20 protein-coding genes and 1 CRISPR repeat array are annotated in these 19,687 nt (G+C 71.2%); of the genes, 14 read left to right on the plus strand and 6 right to left on the minus strand.

Annotated elements, in window-relative coordinates; all coding sequences use genetic code 11:
• Positions 1-127 precede the first annotated feature (127 nt).
• Positions 128-1,006: an EamA family transporter gene (locus LIU39_RS20995; RefSeq protein ID WP_227048387.1), complete on the minus strand. Its 879-nt coding sequence runs from the start codon at positions 1,004-1,006 to the stop codon at positions 128-130.
• Between the two features lie 210 nt (positions 1,007-1,216).
• Between LIU39_RS20995 and LIU39_RS21000 the strand changes: the two genes are divergently transcribed.
• The 7 genes from LIU39_RS21000 (at position 1,217) to LIU39_RS21025 (ending at position 5,503) form a co-directional block, all read left to right on the plus strand.
• Positions 1,217-2,104 carry a LysR family transcriptional regulator gene (locus LIU39_RS21000; protein ID WP_227048350.1) on the plus strand — a complete coding sequence of 296 codons (888 nt, stop codon included), beginning with the start codon at positions 1,217-1,219 and terminating at the stop codon, positions 2,102-2,104.
• 61 nt (positions 2,105-2,165) lie between these two features.
• Positions 2,166-2,438: a CRISPR direct-repeat array (repeat unit 29 nt; unit sequence GGGAACATCCCCGCACCTGCGGGGCCCAC).
• Between the two features lie 53 nt (positions 2,439-2,491).
• The gene (locus LIU39_RS34990; protein ID WP_264483070.1) at positions 2,492-2,623 is read left to right on the plus strand and encodes a hypothetical protein; all 132 of its coding nucleotides are present in this window, start codon (positions 2,492-2,494) and stop codon (positions 2,621-2,623) included.
• A 171-nt stretch (positions 2,624-2,794) separates the two neighbouring features.
• Complete coding sequence (locus LIU39_RS21005) at positions 2,795-4,036, plus strand: helix-turn-helix domain-containing protein (protein ID WP_227048351.1); 1,242 nt, start codon at positions 2,795-2,797, stop codon at positions 4,034-4,036.
• 97 nt (positions 4,037-4,133) lie between these two features.
• Positions 4,134-4,349 (plus strand): hypothetical protein, encoded by a 216-nt coding sequence (locus LIU39_RS21010; RefSeq protein ID WP_227048352.1) that lies wholly within the window; start codon positions 4,134-4,136, stop codon positions 4,347-4,349.
• A 38-nt stretch (positions 4,350-4,387) separates the two neighbouring features.
• The gene (locus tag LIU39_RS21015) at positions 4,388-4,702 is read left to right on the plus strand and encodes a DUF6415 family natural product biosynthesis protein (RefSeq protein WP_227048353.1); all 315 of its coding nucleotides are present in this window, start codon (positions 4,388-4,390) and stop codon (positions 4,700-4,702) included.
• Positions 4,699-5,097, plus strand: a complete 399-nt coding sequence (locus LIU39_RS21020) for a hypothetical protein (RefSeq protein WP_227048354.1) — start codon at positions 4,699-4,701, stop codon at positions 5,095-5,097. The genes LIU39_RS21015 and LIU39_RS21020 overlap by 4 nt, the downstream gene beginning before the upstream one ends.
• Complete coding sequence (locus LIU39_RS21025) at positions 5,090-5,503, plus strand: hypothetical protein (protein WP_227048355.1); 414 nt, start codon at positions 5,090-5,092, stop codon at positions 5,501-5,503. Before LIU39_RS21020 ends, LIU39_RS21025 begins: the two co-directional genes overlap by 8 nt.
• Positions 5,504-6,223: 720 nt before the next feature.
• Here LIU39_RS21025 and LIU39_RS21030 read toward each other — a convergent pair.
• A complete protein-coding gene (locus LIU39_RS21030) occupies positions 6,224-9,148 on the minus strand; it encodes an FAD-binding and (Fe-S)-binding domain-containing protein (protein ID WP_227048356.1) in 2,925 nt (974 codons plus the stop codon).
• A 288-nt stretch (positions 9,149-9,436) separates the two neighbouring features.
• Here LIU39_RS21030 and serC point away from each other — a divergent pair, with 288 nt between their 5' ends.
• Together serC and LIU39_RS21040 are read left to right on the plus strand one after the other, a co-directional pair.
• Positions 9,437-10,555, plus strand: coding sequence for a phosphoserine transaminase (gene serC / locus LIU39_RS21035; RefSeq protein WP_227048357.1), 1,119 nt, complete (start codon positions 9,437-9,439; stop codon positions 10,553-10,555).
• A 148-nt stretch (positions 10,556-10,703) separates the two neighbouring features.
• A complete protein-coding gene (locus LIU39_RS21040) occupies positions 10,704-11,183 on the plus strand; it encodes a PPOX class F420-dependent oxidoreductase (RefSeq protein WP_227048358.1) in 480 nt (159 codons plus the stop codon).
• A gap of 32 nt (positions 11,184-11,215) precedes the next feature.
• Here the strand turns inward: LIU39_RS21040 and LIU39_RS21045 are convergent, their stop codons facing one another.
• From LIU39_RS21045 to LIU39_RS21060, 4 genes are all read right to left on the minus strand, one after another.
• On the minus strand, positions 11,216-11,923 hold the full coding sequence (locus LIU39_RS21045) for a DUF4232 domain-containing protein (protein ID WP_227048359.1): 708 nt from the start codon (positions 11,921-11,923) through the stop codon (positions 11,216-11,218).
• A 181-nt stretch (positions 11,924-12,104) separates the two neighbouring features.
• Complete coding sequence (locus tag LIU39_RS21050) at positions 12,105-13,106, minus strand: esterase-like activity of phytase family protein (protein ID WP_227048360.1); 1,002 nt, start codon at positions 13,104-13,106, stop codon at positions 12,105-12,107.
• 178 nt (positions 13,107-13,284) lie between these two features.
• A complete protein-coding gene (locus LIU39_RS21055; RefSeq protein WP_227048361.1) occupies positions 13,285-13,806 on the minus strand; it encodes a GNAT family N-acetyltransferase in 522 nt (173 codons plus the stop codon).
• Positions 13,797-15,041 (minus strand): NsdA family TPR-like regulatory protein, encoded by a 1,245-nt coding sequence (locus LIU39_RS21060; RefSeq protein WP_227048362.1) that lies wholly within the window; start codon positions 15,039-15,041, stop codon positions 13,797-13,799. The genes LIU39_RS21055 and LIU39_RS21060 overlap by 10 nt, the downstream gene beginning before the upstream one ends.
• 281 nt (positions 15,042-15,322) lie before the next feature.
• Between LIU39_RS21060 and LIU39_RS21065 the strand changes: the two genes are divergently transcribed.
• From LIU39_RS21065 to LIU39_RS21085, 5 genes are all read left to right on the plus strand, one after another.
• Positions 15,323-15,682, plus strand: a complete 360-nt coding sequence (locus LIU39_RS21065; RefSeq protein ID WP_227048363.1) for an ATP-binding protein — start codon at positions 15,323-15,325, stop codon at positions 15,680-15,682.
• Between the two features lie 709 nt (positions 15,683-16,391).
• Positions 16,392-16,676: a putative ATP-grasp-modified RiPP gene (gene tgmA / locus LIU39_RS21070; RefSeq protein ID WP_227048388.1), complete on the plus strand. Its 285-nt coding sequence runs from the start codon at positions 16,392-16,394 to the stop codon at positions 16,674-16,676.
• Positions 16,676-17,638, plus strand: a complete 963-nt coding sequence (gene tgmB, locus LIU39_RS21075; protein WP_227048364.1) for an ATP-grasp ribosomal peptide maturase — start codon at positions 16,676-16,678, stop codon at positions 17,636-17,638. Before tgmA ends, tgmB begins: the two co-directional genes overlap by 1 nt.
• Positions 17,635-18,801: an ATP-grasp peptide maturase system methyltransferase gene (tgmC, locus tag LIU39_RS21080; protein ID WP_227048365.1), complete on the plus strand. Its 1,167-nt coding sequence runs from the start codon at positions 17,635-17,637 to the stop codon at positions 18,799-18,801. Before tgmB ends, tgmC begins: the two co-directional genes overlap by 4 nt.
• A 156-nt stretch (positions 18,802-18,957) precedes the next feature.
• Positions 18,958-19,671 (plus strand): GDSL-type esterase/lipase family protein, encoded by a 714-nt coding sequence (locus tag LIU39_RS21085; RefSeq protein WP_227048366.1) that lies wholly within the window; start codon positions 18,958-18,960, stop codon positions 19,669-19,671.
• Positions 19,672-19,687: the final 16 nt, after the last annotated feature.

Here is a 19,687-nt window from a genome sequence, read left to right on the forward strand (position 1 = left end):
GGAAGGTGCCCGGTGCGACGGCGGTGCCTGCGGTGCGGTTCGAGCGTGGCAGCGACCGCAGAAACAATCAAGCACGCCTGCATGATTTTTCGGCCGACTCGGAACCCGGACGCACCGGAGGGCGGGGTCAGCCGCGCGACGCGCTGCGCACCGCCCCCACACTCGCGATCACCACGAGCCCGATGGCGACGATCTCCGCCCAGCCCAGCGCCTGGTCCAGGACCAGGAAGCCCGCGGTGGCGGCGGCGGCCGGCTCCAGGCTCATCATCACGGCGAAGCCGGAGGCGGGCAGCTTGCGCAGGGCGAGCAGCTCCAGCGTGTAGGGCAGCACCGACGACATCAGGGCGACGGCCGCGCCCAGGCCGATGGTGACCGGGTTCAGCAGCGCGGATCCGGCGCCCGCGATACCCAGCGGCAGGCTCAGCACCGCCGCGACGGTCATCGCCAGCGCGAGCCCGTCCGCCTGCGGGAAGCGCTGCCCGGTACGCGCCGACAGCAGGATGTACGCGGCCCACAGCGCGCCGGCCGACAAGGCGAACGCGGCACCGGCCACATTCAGCCCGTCAAAGCCCTCGCGCCCCAGCAGCACCACGCCACCCAGCGCCAGCGCCGCCCACACCAGGCTCAGCAGCCGCCGCGAGGTGGCCACCGACAGGATCAGCGGGCCCAGGAACTCCAGGGTGACCGCCGCGCCCAGCGGGATCCGGTCGATCGCCTGGTAGAAGAGCGAGTTCATGCCGACCAGGGCGACGCCGAAGGCGAGCACCGTGGCCCAGTCGCCGCGCGTGTGGCCGCGCAGCCGGGGGCGGCAGGCGATCAGCAGCACCAGCGAGGCGACCACAAGACGCAGCGTGACCACACCCAGCGCACCGGCCCGCGGGAAGAGCAGCACCGCGACCGACGAGCCGAACTGAAGCGAGACGATCCCGCCGATCACCAGCGCCACCGACCCGAACCGGCCGCGCACACCACCGGCGGCGGCGCCGGCCGCCGCCTCGGCCGTCATCACCTCGGGCGAGGCGGGCACCGGCTGCGGTACACCCTCGTGCGCCGGGCCGCGGGCCACCGAAGTGGATCCGGAAGCGGCGGAAACGGGTGCGGGTGAGGACGGGAAGGCGCCGTCGGATTCGAGCGGTGAGGGATTCACCCCACCCACGCTACGGCCCACCATCCGGTCCGTGAAATGCAGTTTTTCCTGTTGTTATGCTCCGCACGCATGAGCATCGAGCTGCGTCACCTCCGCTGCTTCCTCGCCATCGCCGACACCCTCAGCGTCACCCGCGCCGCCGAACGCCTCCACCTGACCCAGCCCGCCGTCTCCCGCACCCTGCGCCGCCTTGAGGAGGAGCTGGGCGCCCGCCTCGTCGACCGCTCCACCCACCACCTGGCGCTCACCGACGACGGCCTGCGCTTCCGCGACCAGGCGGCCATCGCGGTCACCGCCTTCGACCGCGCGGTCGGCCTGGCCCGGCACGCCCCCTGGCCGCTGCGCCTGGGCCACGCCTGGTCGGCGGCGGGCGCTTCCACCCAACTCCTGCTCCGCCGCTGGCACGAGGAGCACCCCGACACCCCCCTCGAACTCCTCCGGATCGACGACCGCACGGCGGGCCTGGCGCGCGGTGAGGTGGACGCGGCACTGCTGCGCGGCGAGGTCCGCACCCCGGGGCTCGTCACCGAACGGCTGACGACCGAGCCCCGGGTCGCGGGACTGCCCGCCGACGACCCGCTCGCCCGCCGCCCGCACCTCACCCTGGCCGACCTCACCGGCCGCACCCTCGTGCTGAACACCGTCTCCGGCACCACCACCCTCGACCTGTGGCCCATGGACAGCCGCCCCACCGCCACGATCACCATCGGCAACACCGACGACTGGCTGGCCGCCATCACCGGCGGCCGCGCGGTGGGCATCACCACCACCGCCACCGCCCGCATGCACCCGCACCCGGCCAGGGCCTACGTCCCCCTCCCCGAAGCCCCGCCGGTCCCCGTCGTACTCGCCCGGCGCGACGGCCCCGGCCATCCGCGAATCCCGGACCTGCTGCGGCTGGCGCGGGAGGTGGTTGGGGAGGGGAGGTGGTGCGGCCCACTACGGCCCGGTACCTGAGAGCTGTGGAGCCCGCGGCCCCCGGCGCCGTAGACGTACCGGCACCGGGCGGCGCGGACGGAGGGGCGTCCCCGCACCTGCGGGGCCCACGAACCTCGTCAACTCCCGCCGGTCACTGCAGCGGGAACATCCCCGCACCTGCGGGGCCCACACCTTCCCCGAGGTCGATCCCGAGGAGTTCGTGGGAACATCCCCGCACCTGCGGGGCCCACGACCTGGGCGGGGACGGGGGCGAGTGCCGGCGGGGAACATCCCCGCACCTGCGGGGCCCACCCGGCGGCGGAATCGGCCGTGCCGATTCGCAGGGGAACATCCCCGCACCTGCGGGGCCCACACTCCCTGACCTGTGACTTTACTCGCGCCCCACGTCATTTTCCTCCAGTTGCAGTGGGGCACCCCGACCCCCACCCCCTCCGCAAGGTGGCGCCCTCGCCGCCCCGTGAGGTGTTCGAGCTGGGTGCGGCAGGAGAAGCCGTCGGCGAGGAGTTCGGCGTGGGCGGTGGCCGCTTCCGGCCGTAGGGGCGCTGACGGGACGTGCCGCGATGCTGCCGACCGCGTACGAGATCGCTGCACGCTGACAGCCACACGCGAAGCTGGCCCCCACGGGGATACGTGGGGGCCGTTCACTACGCCTGGGGCGCACCCACGGCGTACCGTTCTGAATGCCTAGGTCAGAACGGAGAGTTCAGTATGCCTCACCTTGATGACATCCCCGCGGACCTCTCGGCTGGGGAACGGCTTCGCCTTCTCCGCGAGTCCCGCGGAATGAGCCGGCCCGTCCTCGCCGGTCTCTGCGGTCGCAGCACCGACTGGCTCAAGAAGATCGAATCCGACGAACGTCCGCTGCGCAACCACGCGCTCCTCCTACGGCTGGCAGCGGCACTCCAGATCCCCGACGTATCAGTCATCACCGGCGACTCCTCCGAGATCGCCCAGCCCGTCCCCCTCGGGCGTCTGCACCATCCGGCAATACCCGCGATTTGGGGTGCCGTCATGGGCCGCAGCATCTTCCGAACGGCCAATGAGCCGGTGGACGTAGCCGTTCTTCAAGGGGAGATTGACCAAACCTGGCGCCTGTGGCACAGCTCGCAGCGGCAACGCACGGAGGTGGGTGCCCTACTCCCAGACCTCATCCGGCGGGCCGAATTCGCTGTCCGTTCCGGGGACGGGCCGGACCGTCGGCGTGCTCACGTCGCCCTGTCAGACGTCTACCGTCTCACCGGGCAGGCGACGGCCTACGTGGCGCCTCCCGAACTGGCGTGGGTCGTAGCAGACCGCGCGCTTTCGGCGGCACAGCAGGCCGATGCCCCCGAGGCTATCGCCGCAGCGGCGTGGAACATGGGCAACATCCTCCGTGAGACGGCCTACCCGGACGAGGCGCTGCGGGTGGTCATGGAAGCCGCCGACCTGATCCACCCCCACCTTGAGGACGCGCCCGACGACTGGCGGGGTGCCTACGGCGCCTTGCAGTTGCATGCCGCCGTAACAGCGGCCAGGGACGGTCGGGATGGCGAAGCGTGGGGCTACTGGGACAAGGGGGATCAGGTCGCCAAGTCCTTGCCGGCCTCCTACGTGCATCCGTCCACGGTCTTCGGTCGCGCCAACGTGGACTTCCACGGGGTATCTGTCGCCACCGATCTGCGGAAGTCAGGCAAGGCACTGACCTTGGCCGACGACATCGACCCCGACACCATGCCCTCCACCGAACGCCGATCCCGGTTGTGGATCGAGGTGGCCCGCGGGCACCTTCAGCGGGGCGACCGTACAGCCGCACTGCATGTCATGGGAATCGCCCACTCGATCAGCAGCGAGACCGTGACCTACACCCCGTCGGCACGGTCCGTTACGGCTGACCTATGGCGCAAGTCCCCGCGCGCCTTCCGGGCTGAAGCAACACGGCTCGCCGAAGCCGTAGGCGTGGTCGGCACATAGGGACACGACGTGGGAGGGGGACAACCAGTCCCCCTCCCACCAGCCTCGGCTCCATACGGTGACGGCCCATCAAGTCGACGCCGACGTAGGAGATCCGATGGCCCGTACAAGCAGGTGGCACGCGTCACCCCGCCGGGGCGAATCCCCCACCATCAGCAGCGACACCGGAGAGATCCGAGTGCCGCTATCCCTGTTCGACCTTGACGCCCACCAGGGCGACATCGCCCTGGTGCTCTCGCGTCGAGAGGCCGAGACTCTGCGCGATTCTCTTGTCGAGCAGCTGGTGGCCAAGAGCCTTACGGACGCGCCGTGACAGGGGCCCACACATCCGCCGCCACGGCCCCCGTAGACGTGGACGTCATCTGCGCAACGATCGACGAGGTCCGCGCAACGCGTGGACTGACAGCAGAGGCCGTCGACCTAGACCTCGTGGCAGCGACGCTGCGTGGGCACATCGCCCTCCTCCTTCCCGTGGTCCGTGGTGCTGCCGAACATCTTTGGCACGGGAGTATCCAGGCGCATCGCCTGATGGCCCGGCTGGATGGCATCGAGAACCAGACCAAGCAAGCTCCTGGGCCCGGCACGCTGGCCGCACATGTCCAGGTGCAGCAGCTCGCCCGCGACTGCCAGTGGCTACTGGACCGGCATAGGGGAGGCGTCGAGTGACGGCCCCTCCGCGCGTCTACGTCTACGACCGGACCGCCGCCCACCACTCCCGGCGGCTGCTGGACCAGCGTCTGTTGGGCTGCCGGAACACCGCCGAGCGCTACGGGTGGGAGGTCGTCGGCGTCTGGATGGACCTCGACCTGGACGCAATGACCGAACTTCCCTCCGAGCGACCAAAGTTCATGCGGCTCGTCCAGCAGATGAACGCCGATGGGCACGTGTTAGGACGGCCGGTGATGTGCCTGGTGCACAACTGGGACCGTCTCACCACGGACAACTCGATCAGACCGGCCTTCCAGCGGCACGTACTCGGCGCGGGCGGCCACACCGCCACCACGTTCGACGAGTCGGACGCACGAGCCCGGGACGCGTTCGTGGGGAGGCACCGTGCCTGACCGCAACTCTCCGATCTGCCAGACCTGCGGCACCGAAGAAAACACCTACCAGTTCCCCGAGCGGGGCGACGTCCCGGCCAGGTGCCTGTGCCTGCCCTGCGCCCTGCGGCACGCGGACCCCCACATCCCCGAGGACGTCGTGGCCGGTGCCGTCGCCTGGGTCCACGAAGCGGCAGCCGAAGCCACCGGCCGCTGCGACACATGCGGCACCACCGAAGGCGTGACCGAGACCTACCAGCACTCCGCCTCCGGCCCCGGCTGGGACCTCATGCTCTGCGCGTCCTGCGAGAGCGCCCCGCAACAGCCCCTGCGGGACAGGACCGTCGAGACGCACCCCCGCGCCAACCGCGCCCACGCCTTCCGCGTGGGCAACCGCCCGATCAGCACCGAAGGGACCACACCGTGACCTGTTGCCGATGCCAGAAGGCAATCCGGGCCACTGAGCGGTACCGCGAAATCGTCCACGACCGGCCGACGGGGGGTGCCCTGGTCCAGTACGCCCACGAGAGGTACTGCAAGCCGACGGCAATGCAGAAGCCACCATTCGGTGAAAGGGGGCCCCTGCACCGGGAGTTGTAGCACCGCTCGGTCGGAGAACTGGAGGAGGCCGACCTCATGGACAGGCAATGACCCCCTGGTGACTGCTGGCTGTGGTGTCAGCGCACCGGATTCCGGGTGCTGCGGCTCGGGCCGGCGCAGTGGGACGGACAGCACGCCCCACTGCACGCCTGCGAGGCATGCACCCGTCGCGTCGAGGGCAAGCTGCGCGCCTGGCACGGAACATCCCCGCACCCGCGGGGCCCACACGATCAGCAGCACGACGGCGCCCATGCCGATGGGAACACCCCCGCACCCGCGGGGCCCACGACTCCTGGATGGCGTCGAAGGTGTAGTGGCCGGGAACACCCCCGCACCCGCGGGGCCCACCTGCGGATCGACAGGATTTATGCCACGCCCGAGGGAACACCCCCGCACCCGCGGGGCCCACACTTCCTGACCTGTGACTTTACTCGCGCCCCACGTCATTTTCCTTCAGTTGAGCCTGGGCACAGGGCGCTTGCATGCCCGCGTAGCAGGAGGGGGCGGGTACCGGCGCCGAACCTGCGCGCCCGATTCCGCCCGCGGCTCACCGGCCCGGCGGGCTTGCCTTCTCCCCCAGCCCCTCCGCCAACACCTCCGCCAGATGTCGCCCCCGCCGCCCCGTGAGGTGGTCGAGTTGGGTGCGGCAGGAGAAGCCGTCGGCGAGGAGTTCGGCGTGGGCGGGGGCCTGGCGGACGGCGGGGAGGAGGCGGTCGTCGGCGCAGGCGACGGAGACGTCGTAATGGCCGCGTTCGAAGCCGAAGTTGCCTGCCAGGCCGCAGCAGCCGCCGGTCAACTCGCCTTCCAGGCCCGCGCGTTCGCGTAGCCGCCGCTCGGCCGCTTCGCCGAGTACCGCGTGCTGGTGGCAGTGCGTCTGGCCGACGGCGGGGCGGTCGATGCGCGGGGGCTGCCAGTCGGGGGCCAGTTCCTCCAGGGCCTGGGCGAAGGTGCGGACGGAGCGGGCGACGCGGGCGGCCCTGGGGTCGTCGGCGAGGAGTTCGGGCAGGTCGGTGCGGAGCGCGGCGGCGCAGCTCGGTTCGAGTACGACCAGCGGGCGGCCGTCGCGCAGCAGCGGGTCGAGTACGTCGAGGGTGCGCCGCATGACCGTGCGTGCCTGGTCGAGCTGGCCGGTGGAGACGTAGGTGAGGCCGCAGCAGAGCGGGGAGCGGCGGCGGGGCAGGGGAAGGGGGCGTACGCCTTCGGCGCGTGGGGGCGTGGTGGGCGGCAGCAGCGGGCGCAGTCCGGCCGCTTCCAGGACGCGGACCGCGGCCCTGCCGACCTCCGGGGAGAGGTAGGTGGTGAAGGTGTCCGCCCAGAGGAGCACCGTACGGGCCGTGCCCTGCTCCCCTGCGCCCGTGCGCCTGCGCCGCCGCCACCAGCGGGTGAAGGGTTCGGTGGCGAGTGCGGGGATCGGGCGTTCGGCGGCGATGCCGGCCAGGCGTTTGGCGGGGGCGGCGAGCGGTGTGCGGGCCAGGGCGTTGAGCACGGGTGCCGCGGGCGCAGCGGCGTGCAGCCATTGCGGCAGCCTGCCCATCGCGTAGTGCGCGGCGGGCCGCAGCCGGCCCTCGTAGTGGTGGTGCAGGAACTCCGCCTTGTAGGTGGCCATGTCCACCCCGACCGGGCAGTCGCTGCGGCAGCCCTTGCAGGACAGGCACAGGTCGAGCGCGTCGCGCACCTCTTCCGAACGCCAGCCGTCGGTCACCACCTCGCCGGCCAGCATCTCGTGCAGCAGCCGGGCCCGGCCGCGGGTGGAGTGCTGCTCTTCGCCGGTCGCGCGGAAGGAGGGGCACATGACGTCGGATGCGCCCGAATGTGCGGACGTGGTACGGCACTTGGCGACGCCGACGCAGCGGCGTACCGCGGCCGAGAAGTCGCCGTCGTCGTGCGGGTAGCCGAACTCGACGGGGACCGGGCGGCGGGGCAGCACGTCGAAGCGGAGGTTGTCGTCCAGCCGCGCGGGCCGCACCAGCATGCCGGGGTTGAGCCCTGCCGACGGATCCCAGAGGGTCTTGAACTTCCCGAAGACGCCGACGAGTTCGTCGCCGTACATCTTCGGCAGGAGTTCGGCCCGGGCCTGCCCGTCGCCGTGCTCGCCGGAGAGCGAGCCGCCGTGGGCGACGACCAGTTCCCCCAGGTCGTAGGAGAAGTCGCGGAACTGCCGGATGCCGGTGTGGCTGAGCAGGTCGAAGTCGATCCGTACGTGGATGCAGCCGTCGCCGAAGTGGCCGTAGGGGGTGCCGCGCAGGCCGTGCTGGGCGAGCAGGGACCGGAAGTCGCGCAGGTACGGGCCGAGCCGGGCGGGCGGCACCGCGCAGTCCTCCCAGCCGGGCCACGCCTCGCTGCCGTCCGGCATCCGGGTCGCGGTGCCCGACGCGTCCTCGCGCACCCGCCACAGGGCGCGCTGCCCGGCCGGTTCGGCGATCACGGCGTGGCCGGTGAGGCCGTCGGCCGCCGCCCGGCACAGCGCATCCGCCCGCGCCACCGCCTCGGCGCGGCTCGCGCCGCCCATTTCGACGAACAGCCAGGCGCCGCCCTTGGGCAGCCCGGCGGCGTCGCCCACCAGGTCGGCCGCCATGCCCTCGACGGTCAGCGGGCCGTGCGGCAGCAGCGTGTGCGCGGCCTCGGCCGCCGCGCTCTCGTCCGGGTAGCCGAGCACCGCGAGCGCCCGCGCGGCCGGTGGCTCCACCAGCCGTACGGTCGCCTCGGTCAGCACCCCGAGGGTGCCCTCGCTGCCGGTGAGCGCCCGCGCCAGATCCGTGCCGCGTTCGGGGAGCAGCGCGTCCAGGGCATAGCCGGAGATCCGCCGCGGCAGCTCGGGGTAGCCGGTGCGCAGCAGCGCCAACTCCCCGTCCACCAGGGCCCGCACGCCGTCCCGAAGGCGCGGCGGCAGTCCGGTGGGCGCGCCACCGGCGTCCGTCCCGCGCCCGGCCCGCACCTCTTCGCCCGCGTACGTCAGCAGCTTCAGCTCTTCGACGCTGTCGGCGGTGGTGCCCCAGGCGACGGAGTGCGAGCCGCAGGAGTTGTTGCCGATCATGCCGCCGAGGGTGCAGCGGCTGTGCGTGGACGGATCGGGCCCGAAGGTCAGGCCGTGCCGGCCGGCCGCCGCCCGCAGGTCGTCGAGGACCACACCGGGCTGCACGACGGCCGTCCGTGACGCGGCGTCGAGCGACACGATGCGCCGCAGGTGCCGGGTGAAGTCCAGCACCACACCGACACCGGTCGCCTGCCCCGCGATGCTCGTCCCGCCACCGCGCGGCACCACGGGCACACCGTGCGCCCGGCACACCCGCAGCGCCGCCGCGACGTCCTCGGCATCCCGCGGCGCGACCACCGCCTCCGGAACCCGCCGGTAGTTCGACGCGTCCATCGTCATCAGCGCCCGGTCACCCGCGGCAAAGGAGACCTCCCCCCGCACCGCGGCCGCCAACTCCTTCTCCAGTTCCCGCCTCTGCGACTCCGTACGATCTGCCATGCCCCCAGCCTGCCCACTCGGCGGGGTTCATGGCGCCGCGGCGTGGCCGGAGTTACGGGCCGGGGGCGGGCGGCGGCGTACGGGTAACCGCACGCATCCGCCCCGACCGCCTCGATCTTGCGCTCCGCATCCTGGGCCCCGTCACTCGCCGGCCCGCCCCGGACGGGTGAAGCGGAGAGGTCGGCCCGTCCCCCTGCCCCGGCCTCCCCTCCCGCCGGTCAGGACGGATCCATCTCATCCGCTGGACGCCCCGCAGGAGGCCGGGACGGGACGGATTAGGCTGCGTCCGTGGCTGATATCCAGATCCCCGCTGACATCAAGCCCGCCGACGGACGCTTCGGCGCGGGCCCTTCGAAGGTGCGTACGGAGGCGCTGGCCGCCCTGGCCGCCACCGGAACCTCCCTGCTCGGTACCTCTCACCGCCAGGCCCCGGTCAAGAACCTGGTCGGCAAGGTGCGCGACGGCGTACGCGACCTCTTCCAGCTGCCCGACGGCTACGAAGTCGTCCTCGGCAACGGCGGCTCCACCGCCTTCTGGGACATCGCGACGCACGGCCTGATCGAGAACAAGTCCCAGCACCTCTCGTTCGGCGAGTTCTCCTCCAAGTTCGCCAAGGCCGCCAAGCTCGCGCCCTGGCTGGCCGACCCGACCGTCATCGCCGCCGACCCGGGCTCGCACCCGGAGCCGCAGGCCGAGGCGGGGGTGGACGTCTACGCGTTCACCCACAACGAGACCTCGACGGGTGTCGCCGCCCCGATCCGCCGGGTCGCGGGCGCGGACGAGGGCGCGCTGGTCCTGGTCGACGCCACGTCCGGCGCCGGCGGCCTGCCCGTCGACATCGCGGAGACGGACGTCTACTACTTCGCCCCGCAGAAGTGCTTCGCCTCCGACGGCGGCCTGTGGATCGCGGCGTTCTCCCCGGCGGCCCTGGAGCGCGCCCGCGCCGTGCACGCCTCCGGCCGGCACGTCCCGGAGTTCTTCTCGCTGCCCACCGCGATCGACAACTCCCTGAAGAACCAGACGTACAACACCCCGGCCCTGTCCACCCTGTTCCTCCTCAACGAGCAGCTGGAGTGGATCAACGGCCAGGGCGGCCTCGACTGGTCGGTGCGCCGCACCGCCGCCTCTTCGGGCGCCCTCTACGGCTGGGCCGAGAAGTCCAAGTACGCCACCCCGTTCGTCACCGACCCGGCGAAGCGCTCGCAGGTCATCGGCACCATCGACTTCAGCGACGAGGTGGACGCGGCGGCGGTCGCCAAGGCCCTGCGCGCCAACGGCATCGTCGACACCGATCCCTACCGCAAGCTCGGCCGCAACCAGCTGCGGGTCGCGATGTTCCCGGCCGTCGACCCGGCCGACGTCGAGGCCCTGACGGCCTGCATCGACCACGTCATCGGGAAGCTGTAACACCGGCATCCCGGCATCGGGCAGGGCCCCGGCGGGCGCGTCACCGTACGCCCCCGCCGGGGCCCTGCGCCGTCCGTACCCGCCGGGGCCGCCCGAACGGACCCGTCACGGCAGGACGAACCGGCCCGGATATGCCTGTATGGGAGGTATGACCACTCCGACGGACCCCGACCTCGCCGCCTTCGTACGCCAGGGCACGGTTCTGCTCACCACGTTCAAGCGGGACGGCACGGGCGTCGGCACCCCGGTCAACCTGTCCGTCGACGGGGACCACGCCTACTTCCGCACCGCCGGTTCGACGTGGAAGGTCAAGCGGCTGCGGAACAACCCGAACGTGGAGATCTGCGCCTCCACCTGGCGCGGCCGCCCGACCGGGCCGGCGTACACGGCGCGGGTCCGGCTGATCGACCCGGCCACCCGCGAGTACCGGCGCGCCGAGCGCAGCCTGGTCCGCAAGTACCCGTTGCTGCACGGCCTGTTCGTGCCGCTCACCCACCGCATCAAGCGCGAGAAGACGCTCCACTACGAGCTGCGCCTGACCGGCCTGAAGGAGCCCCGGGACGAGCCGGACGGCGGCACGAACGCCCAGGACTCCGCCCGGTGGGACGACGAGGGCGGCGCGCTGTGACGAGCGCACCGCCCTGACCCGTACCGGGTGCGTCAGCCGCCGTTGCCCTCGCTGAGCGCGCCGACCAGGAACTCGTCGCCGCACACCCGCACGCCGGATTCGGCGCGGGCGGTCATGGCCTCCGTCGAGCCGGGCGGGTACGCCTGCACCAGGGACGCGCTCTGCCAGCAGCCGCCGTCCTTGATGCCCTCGTTCACCGTGTGCAGATCCGCGTACGCGGACGCGCCCGCGGCCAGCCTGACGGCCTGCCCCGCGGCGCCTTCGCGGACGGCGGGCTTGCCGATGGCCTGGCCGTCCCTGGCGAGCAGGGCGACGCCGGGGAAGCCGCGCAGGGTGCAGCTCTGCTTGCCGGTGTTGGTGAAGGACAGCGCGTAGTGGATGTTCCCGGCGCCCGCGTCCCCCCGGCCGAGGTCCATCCGCAGTGCGGTGGCCGAGCAGCGCCCCGTCGTGTCGTCGCGGGACGCGGCGCTCCTGGCCGCCACCGAACCGCCGGCCGACCGGGCGGAGCCGCCGGCCTTCCCGTCGGCGGCGGCCCCCGCGCCGCCCGTGTTCTGACCGCCGGTGTTCCGGCCGCCGGACGTATCGGAGGACGACGCCGCGCTCGACGACGAGGCTCCCTGGGTGTCCGAGCCGCCGATGTCACAGGCCGTGAGGCCCAGAGCGGCAGCGGCCGCGAGCGTGAGCGCGGCGGTGGTACGGACCGGGCGGAGGAGGGTGCGGGGGCGGGTACGGTGCGACATGGTTCAGCAGTTCCTTATCCGTGGGGGGCGACCTGCTGGGCGCCGTAGCTGTGGGGGCGGGCATTCACCACAGTGAACGTCCCCGCTGCCGTCCCACTAACAGCGCGCTAACACCTGGCTGGGCGGCGCCCGCATGCCGTGCGCCCCCAACCCCCCCCCCCCCAGCGGCGGCCCCGCCTCGTCACCGCCGCCCCCGCCGGAACAGCCGCCGCAGCCCGACGACCACGACCGTGGCCAGCACGAAGACCAGCCCGGCCTTGACCAGACCGGGGCTGAACGAGGAGTCGTCCCCCGCGCCGCCCTTCGCGCCGTCCGTCGCACCACCGCCCGCGTCGTCCCCGGCCGCCGCATCCGGAAGCTGCTCACCGCTCAGGCCCACCGGCTGCACCTCGCTCCCGGCGCCCTCGGATCCGTACATCAGGGTGCGTCCGTCCGGGGTGAAGGTGACCGATTCGCCCTGCTGCTGGATCGGTACGCCGACGCTGCCGATGTCCTTCGGACGGCCGTCCTGCCAGCGGTAGATGCGGGCACCGAAGTAGCTGCGCATCACCAGCCGAGTGCCGTCGGGCGAGAACGCGCCGTCGGTGACCCACAGGTCGATCGGCGCGACCTTCCGGAAGACGTTGGTCCCGGACGTGCTCAGCCGCTCAGGACCGGCGTAGAGGGCGCCACCACCGCCCTGCTTCTTGCTGGCGATGTAGACCCGCCCGGTCTTGGGGTGCACCATCAGCGCCTCGGCGTTCCGCGGCCCGTCGGCGTACTTCACGTCGAACTGCGCGGCGGTGACCGTGGCGTCCCGCAGCTCCTTCGGCTCGGGGAACCGGTAGATCCAGACGTGATCCCATTTCCCGCCGAGGTTGTCGCCGATGTCCCCGACGTAGATGTTGCCGTCCGGACCGAGGGATATCGCCTCGACGTCACGCGGATCGCCGATGCCGCGCAGCGTGATCGTGGCGACCGTGCGGCCGGTCTTCGCGTCGACGCCGTAGACGTACGGGCCGTCGTCGCTGTCGTTGTGCGTCCAGTAGACGCCCGGGTGCGCACGGCTGGCGGCCAGACCACTGGACTCCGTGATCCGGCTGTCCCCGATGGTGAACTTCTCCGGCTCATCGGCGGCCGCCGGTACGACGGCCACACTCATCAGAACCCCCGCGGCACCGGCCGCACACAGTAGCGAACGCATGGGGCAAGAGTGCCAGCGGCGGTCGGGGGGCGCGAATGTGGCCGGCCAGTGCGCTCGCACACCGACGTTCCGTGCCTCACGACACAGCCGGGCACCCCGTCGTCGCCGGCGTCGGGGTGTCCAGTGGACCCCCCGGAAGCATGCGGCCGACGGCCATACTCACCAAGGAGCACGGCGGTCACACAGGGAATTTGAGTCGCTTCAGCATCACCGCGAACGTCGGGGAATCGTCGTACGGTTGGGACTCGCCAACGGTCTCGTACCCCCACGATCCGTACAGGGCCACGACCTTGGGGTGCGAAACGTCCACAAACAAGGTGACCGCCTCTTCGGCCCTCCCGGCGAGCAATGCCTCGTGCAGCTTCAAGGACGCGCCGGTCTTTCGCCAACGCGGCATCACCATCAGCTCCGACAACGCGAAAGCCCGCTCTCCGGGCCCCAAGGACGCAGGCCGTTCCGATCCCCTCCACCAACCACCCGGGCTGAACGGGGCCCCGTAGGCATAGCCCACGGGCTCACCCTCGTCGAAGCCGGTGACACATACCCACCCGTCCCGGCCGCTCCAGCCATCGACGAATTCCCCGAAGCGCTCACGGGAATCGAAGGATCCCGGCATGCCCTCATAGACCGCGTCATGAATGTCCAGAAGCAAGGTCCGGATATCCTTCGCGCCTTCTTGCCCATAGTGCTTCAAATCCATTGCCGCGACCTTTCGATCCAGGAGGTGATTTCTGGTGCATTCGAGCTTGCGGCGATAACCAACTTCCGGACCCTGCCCAGTGTGTCCGTGGTGCGCTTCGAACCCGATCCCGGCTTGAGCATGTCGTACGCTCTCCTTCCTGTCGCACATGCCATTTCCAGCTCCCCTTGGCTCGCCTGGGCGAGGGCAAGATGGGCCGAGTACAGAGCCCGGTTCCGCACCAGTTCCTGACGGATCCCCGATAACGCCCGGTGAAAGAAATACTCAGCCCTACCGAAGTCGCCCAGGGAGAACCACACGCTCGCCGAGAGCCCGTCCACCTCGCTCTGATCGTAGAAACCGATCCATGCCGGCCGTTCCCCGTCCGCGCCCCGAGCGAAGGACTTCTTTGCCATAGCCAGGGCCTTCAAGGCACCACTGCGCTGATGGCTCCGCGCCAGTGCCTTTGCGTTGCGCATGTGCGCGAGCGAGGCATGAACGGGGTCACGCCGGGCGATATGCAGCACCTTCATGGCATCGGCCGCAGCGGCTCCCTCAACAAAGTCTCCCCGCTGTCCTGCCGTCATCGTGAGGTGGTTCCACACGTGATATTGGGTCTCACTGTCTCCGGACAGCCCTGCAAACGTGACCGCCTTGTCGAGATACGCGCGCGCCCGAGTCATGGCCTTGGCATCAATTGCGGCGAAAGCCGCGGTGCTGATCACGTCGGAACCCAGTGAATACAGCCGCTGACGAACCCGTGGCGATGCAGTTCCCGTTGAGAGTACAGACTGGATACGCATGGACAGCTCCACGGCGCCGCCCTCCACCTGCCGTGACCCGCCGACCCTCCAGTCATCCTCAAGAATTTGGACGTACTCATGATGAAACCGGTGTACGTCACTCATCCCAAGACGAGTCAGGGCAGGTGTGGCCGCGGTGAGAGCGGTACCACTTGTAGCTGTGATGAACGTACGGCGGTGCACAAGGTCCTCCGTCGGGGCTCGGACGGTCTTACCCCGCGGGACAAACCCTAATTCTGTGGACGAGCGTCCGAACACCCCCTCAAGGCAGACTCGTTGCCTCGCGTGCGGCCACTTGGTACTGCCTTCGAGGTAACGACGCACATCTCGGTCCGTGAGGCGGCCCTCCCGCCCGGTCAGCGCTTCGTTCTCAGCGTTGAGCCTTCGAGCCAGTCCTGCCTGTGAAAAGCCGAGTTCGTCCATCGCCTCGGCAAGCGCTTGGTTCTCCGCCATGACGGCACGGTAGCGGGGTGTCCCTCTGCGGCAACATCCCGCAGGTAAAAATCACCGGGGTCACGACGCCGGACAATCGGGCTTTCACCTGTTCCAGGAAGCAGGCCAGGCGGTGAACTGGGCCAGTCGCTACCCCGTTGCACTGGATGCCGCCGGCCTCCGCGTGCATGGGCGTAGGGCGCCCAATCGGTCCACTGTCCCCGGAGGGAAAACACGTGACCAGCACTGCGACAAGATCAGCAGCAATCGGCGTACCGGCCTACAGCCAGACGTACCCGCGCATGGCGCAGTCTTCGGTCCTCGCACGCAGGTTGGCGGCAACAGCGCTGCTCACATGGGATCTCGCTCCCCTCACCGACGACGCCGAACTGGTCGTGGCCGAGCTGGTGAACAACGCCGTCCAGCACGGCACCGGCCACTCGCTGCGGGTCGGCGTCAAGCGGATCTCGGCATCGCGCGTGCGCATCGCCGTGACGGACAGGTCGCTGCGCCTGCCCGTCATCAGGAATCCGGACGCCGGGGAGGTGGCGGGCCGAGGACTGCTGCTGGTCGCCGCCCTGTCGGTTCGCTGGGGAACCGACAGGCGGGGTTGGGGCAAAGTCGTATGGGCCGAACTACGCCTGCTGGACGGCACGTTGTGACCGACGAGCACTGCGGCGGCAGCTCCCCGGAACGTCCACGGCCGACGGCCCCCCGAGTCGGCGACGAAGTGGAGTACGCGCCCGGCCTCCTGGCGATCGTCACGGACATCCGCCGAGGCGTCCCCTACCTCCGCTCCGGCCCTCGCCAATGGCCCGTGCACGACACGGCCGCGCTGCGCGTGAGGCGGTCCCGTGAACGGCGGATCTCGAACGGGGACCTCTGGTGACCCTGCCTCTTCTCAGCCGGGAGGACCTTGAGCGCGCGGCCGCCGATCCCGTGTACGCCGCCCGGCTCGTCGGCCGCCTCCTCACGACCGGGCGGATCGCCCCCGCTTGCGACGCGCACCCCCGCCTCACCCCGGAGCAGGAGGACGCGGCACGGGCACTCGGCGGAGGTCCCGACGGCGAGGAGTACGTGGGCGGGGCGCGATGTGTCCTGTGGCCCGGCCATTCCCGGTGGCACTACGCGGTCGTGCGCCACCTCGACCCCGACACCCTGTGGCTCAAGTGGCACGGCCCGTTCGGCGAGTTGCTGGTCCTGCCCGACTGCGACGCCGCCAACGCCGCCGGAGAGTGCTGCACCCACTTCCGACGGCACCCCGGCCCACACCACTTCCCCGGACCATGGCGTAACCGGCACGGCCCAAGGCTCCCGCCCGAGTCCGGGCGGCCCGCACCACCACCCCAGCCGAACAGGAAGGTCAGCTCCATGACCATCGCAGTCGACGCTCCCTCGCCACACCGCAACCCGCAGGCCGCCGGTCTCCGTCCGTGGGGAGCCGGGCGGCTCACGCCGTATCCGGTCACCGCGCGCCGCCCGCACGCCACCGTCACCGTTGACCCGGTCACGCAGCTCGGCGTGTTCCGCGACCGGGCCGGCCAGGTGGTCGAGATGGGCAGGCACGGCACCAGCTCCGGCACCGAGACCTCCACCACCACGAACTCCGACTCTGCGCCCGACCAGGGCCACGACCAGGACAGCCGGCAGGACTGATGGCCTCGGACGAGGAGAGGCCGGTCCTGGTGGCCACCGAGGCGGACGACGTCACCGCCGACCTGGTGATCGCCCAGCTCAACCGGCGAAGTGTGCCGGTGGTCAGGTTCAACCCCGCCGACATCGGCACGGACCTGACGGTCTCGGCTCGGTTCGGTACCTGTCCGGCCCCGGTGGCCGGGCAGGTCCGCACCCCGTCGAGAATCACCGACCTGGCCCAGCTACGGGCGGTGTACTGGCGTCGCCCCGTCTGGCCCGCCTTCCCACATCTGGGCGATGACGATGCGCGGTTCGCGGCCGCGCAGGTCCGCTACGGGCTCGGGGGCACCCTCTACGCCCTCGACCGTCCGCTGTGGGTCAACCACCCGCTCCGCAACGCCGCCGCCGACTACAAGCCCGCTCAACTCGCCCTGGCCCAGCGGCTCGGTTTCACCGTGCCGCCCACGCTGGTCACCAATGACCCGGACGAGGCACGGGAGTTCATCGACTCCCACGGTCAGGTGATCCACAAGACGCTGCGGTGGACCCCGTACGAGCGAGAGGGAGTCCCGGTGACGGGGTGGGCGGAGCCGGTCACCGCCGCTGAGATCGACGACAGCGTGCGCGTGACGCCACATCTGTTCCAGGCCCGGGTGGACAAGGTCGCCGACGTGCGGGTGCTGGTGGTCGGCCGGCACGTGTTCGCCGTACGGATCGACTCCGGCCTACTGGACTGGCGCAAGGACTACTCGGCCCACTCCTACGCCGTGGTAGATCTGCCCGACCACGTGGACAAGGCACTCCTCGCCTGCCTGGACCACTTCGGGCTGGCATCCGGGAGCTTCGACCTCGCCGTGGACCGGGCAGGCGACCACTGGTGGCTGGAGCTGAATCCGAACGGCCAATGGGGGTGGCTGGAGGAGACCGGTCTTGAGATGTCCGCCGCATTCGCTGACCTGCTGACACGAGGAGAAACCCGATGACCGACACCTCCCCCGCACGGCGTGCCCTCGCCGACCGCCTGGAGAAGGCCGGGGCCCTCCGCACTCCCCAGTGGCGCGCGGCGGTGGAGGCCGTACCGCGTGAACTGTTCCTGGAGCCAGGGGTGTTCCTGCCCGTGGACGGTGGCCGCTGGCGGCCGGTCACCGCAGTCGGTCACGACCCGGCCGCGTGGGCGGAGATCGCCTACCGCGACCGGTCCCTCACCACTCAGCTCGACGGGCACCTGACCGCCGACCGTGCCGACGGCCTCGTCACGGGCTCCCCCACCTCGTCGTCCACCACCCCGGTCACCGTGCTGGACATGATCGAGAGCCTGGAGGCGGAGGACGGGCACCAGGTGCTGGAAATCGGCACCGGCACCGGCTATTCATCGGCCCTGCTGTGCCACCGCCTCGGCGAGGACAACGTCACGACGGTCGAGGTGGATCCCGGGGTATCGGCCCGTGCGGACGCTGCGCTGGAAGCGGCCGGATTCTCGACGTGGACCGTCACCGGCGACGGCCTCCTCGGGTGGCCCCGCCGCGCACCGTACGACCGCGTGATCGCCACCTGCGCCGTTCGCCGCATCCCCCACGCCTGGATTCGGCAGACCAGGCCGGGCGGCATCATCCTGGCCACCGTCGGCTCCTGGGGCTACGGCACCGGCCTGGCCAAGGTCACCGTGGACGAGTACGGCAACGCGGAGGGGCGAATCACCGGCCGGTCTTCATTCATGCAGGTACGGTCCCAGGCCGTAGTACCGGTGGCCGGTGATCTGTCTGCCCGGACGGCCCATGCGGACAGCGAGCGGGAGGCGAAAATGCCTCCCACCATGCTGGACGAGTGGATGCCCGCCTTCCTCGCTCAGCTCGCCGTGCCCGGGGCACACCTCGTCCGTGCCGCTCGGAGCGACGGGACCAAGCTCCTGTACGTCTTCGACCCGGAGCGCGAGTCCTTCGCCGCGTTCACCGCCGGGGGCGACGGCTGGACCGTCCGCCAGGGCGGGCCCGTGCCCCTGTGGGACGACATCGAGCAGGCGATCACCGCCTGGCAGAACGCCGGAAGCCCCGACATCACCGCCGTCCGGCTCCACATCACGGACAGGTCCCACACGTACTGGATCGAGGGCGACCCGTCACTCCGCTGGCAACACCGCCTCGCCTGAACGAGGGCAAGCGGGGGGCGAAACGGAAGGCGACGCGATCACACCGTCCCCGGCACTGCCCCGCTCGTCTCCGACGACGGCCCCAAGGATCACGCACCTGGGCCCGTGTCCAGCATCACGTACCCCCCGGTAACGATCGTCGGCCATCATGTTCCGATGAGGATCATGTTCGTCGGCGACTCGATGACGATCGGCAGCTCCGGCGACTTCACGTGGCGTTACCGCATGTGGCAGCACCTGAACGCGGCCTACGGCGGCCCGTACCGCATCGTCGGCCCGCGCTGCGCGCTCCACGACGCGGCCACCGACGCACCCGCCTCGCACGCGTACGGCGACCCCGCCTTCCCCGCGTCCGCCCGGCGGCATCTCGCGGGCTGGGGCGAGGGCTGGCTGCACATGGGGCCCCTGATCGGCGAAGCGGTCCGCGAGCACGGCGCCGACACACTGCTGGTCTCGCTCGGACTGATAGACCTCGGCTTCTATACGAATGCCGACCAAACGGCGGAAAACGTACGGCACTTCGTGGCGCAGGCGCGGCAGGCGGCGCCGGGGATCCGGGCCGTCCTGCTGCCGGTGATACCCAATGTGCGGGCGTCGGCGGACGCCGCGTTCGACGCGGAGTGCGGACGCTTCAACGAGCTGCTGGCGAAGGCGGTCGGCGACCTGTCGTCCCCCGCGTCCCCGCTCCTGCTGGCCTCCGCCCCGCCCGCCTGGGACCTGGCGCGCGACACGTACGACGGCACCCACCCGTCCCCCGCGGGCGAGCACCTCATCGCCGCCGCGTTCGCGGACGCCCTGCACCAGGCGTGGGGGGTCGGCGCCCCGTACGCGGCGTCCGGCGTGCCGGAGGCGGCGGCGACGGCACGCTGACCCGGCGGCCGGACCG

Source organism: Streptomyces pinistramenti, assembly GCF_020564935.1.
GTDB lineage: Bacteria > Actinomycetota > Actinomycetes > Streptomycetales > Streptomycetaceae > Streptomyces > Streptomyces pinistramenti.

Coding starts and splice junctions, on each gene's coding strand:
- LIU39_RS21065 (WP_227048363.1), top strand. CDS start 15,323: ATGGCGCAGTCTTCGGTCCTCGCACGCAGGTTGGCGGCAACAGCGCTG.
- LIU39_RS21055 (WP_227048361.1), bottom strand. CDS start 13,806: ATGGATTTGAAGCACTATGGGCAAGAAGGCGCGAAGGATATCCGGACC.
- LIU39_RS21050 (WP_227048360.1), bottom strand. CDS start 13,106: ATGCGTTCGCTACTGTGTGCGGCCGGTGCCGCGGGGGTTCTGATGAGT.
- LIU39_RS21005 (WP_227048351.1), top strand. CDS start 2,795: ATGCCTCACCTTGATGACATCCCCGCGGACCTCTCGGCTGGGGAACGG.
- tgmB (WP_227048364.1), top strand. CDS start 16,676: ATGGCCTCGGACGAGGAGAGGCCGGTCCTGGTGGCCACCGAGGCGGAC.
- LIU39_RS21040 (WP_227048358.1), top strand. CDS start 10,704: ATGACCACTCCGACGGACCCCGACCTCGCCGCCTTCGTACGCCAGGGC.
- LIU39_RS21085 (WP_227048366.1), top strand. CDS start 18,958: ATGAGGATCATGTTCGTCGGCGACTCGATGACGATCGGCAGCTCCGGC.
- LIU39_RS21030 (WP_227048356.1), bottom strand. CDS start 9,148: ATGGCAGATCGTACGGAGTCGCAGAGGCGGGAACTGGAGAAGGAGTTG.
- tgmC (WP_227048365.1), top strand. CDS start 17,635: ATGACCGACACCTCCCCCGCACGGCGTGCCCTCGCCGACCGCCTGGAG.
- LIU39_RS21045 (WP_227048359.1), bottom strand. CDS start 11,923: ATGTCGCACCGTACCCGCCCCCGCACCCTCCTCCGCCCGGTCCGTACC.
- tgmA (WP_227048388.1), top strand. CDS start 16,392: ATGACCATCGCAGTCGACGCTCCCTCGCCACACCGCAACCCGCAGGCC.
- LIU39_RS21000 (WP_227048350.1), top strand. CDS start 1,217: ATGAGCATCGAGCTGCGTCACCTCCGCTGCTTCCTCGCCATCGCCGAC.
- LIU39_RS21060 (WP_227048362.1), bottom strand. CDS start 15,041: ATGGCGGAGAACCAAGCGCTTGCCGAGGCGATGGACGAACTCGGCTTT.
- LIU39_RS21010 (WP_227048352.1), top strand. CDS start 4,134: ATGGCCCGTACAAGCAGGTGGCACGCGTCACCCCGCCGGGGCGAATCC.
- LIU39_RS20995 (WP_227048387.1), bottom strand. CDS start 1,006: ATGACGGCCGAGGCGGCGGCCGGCGCCGCCGCCGGTGGTGTGCGCGGC.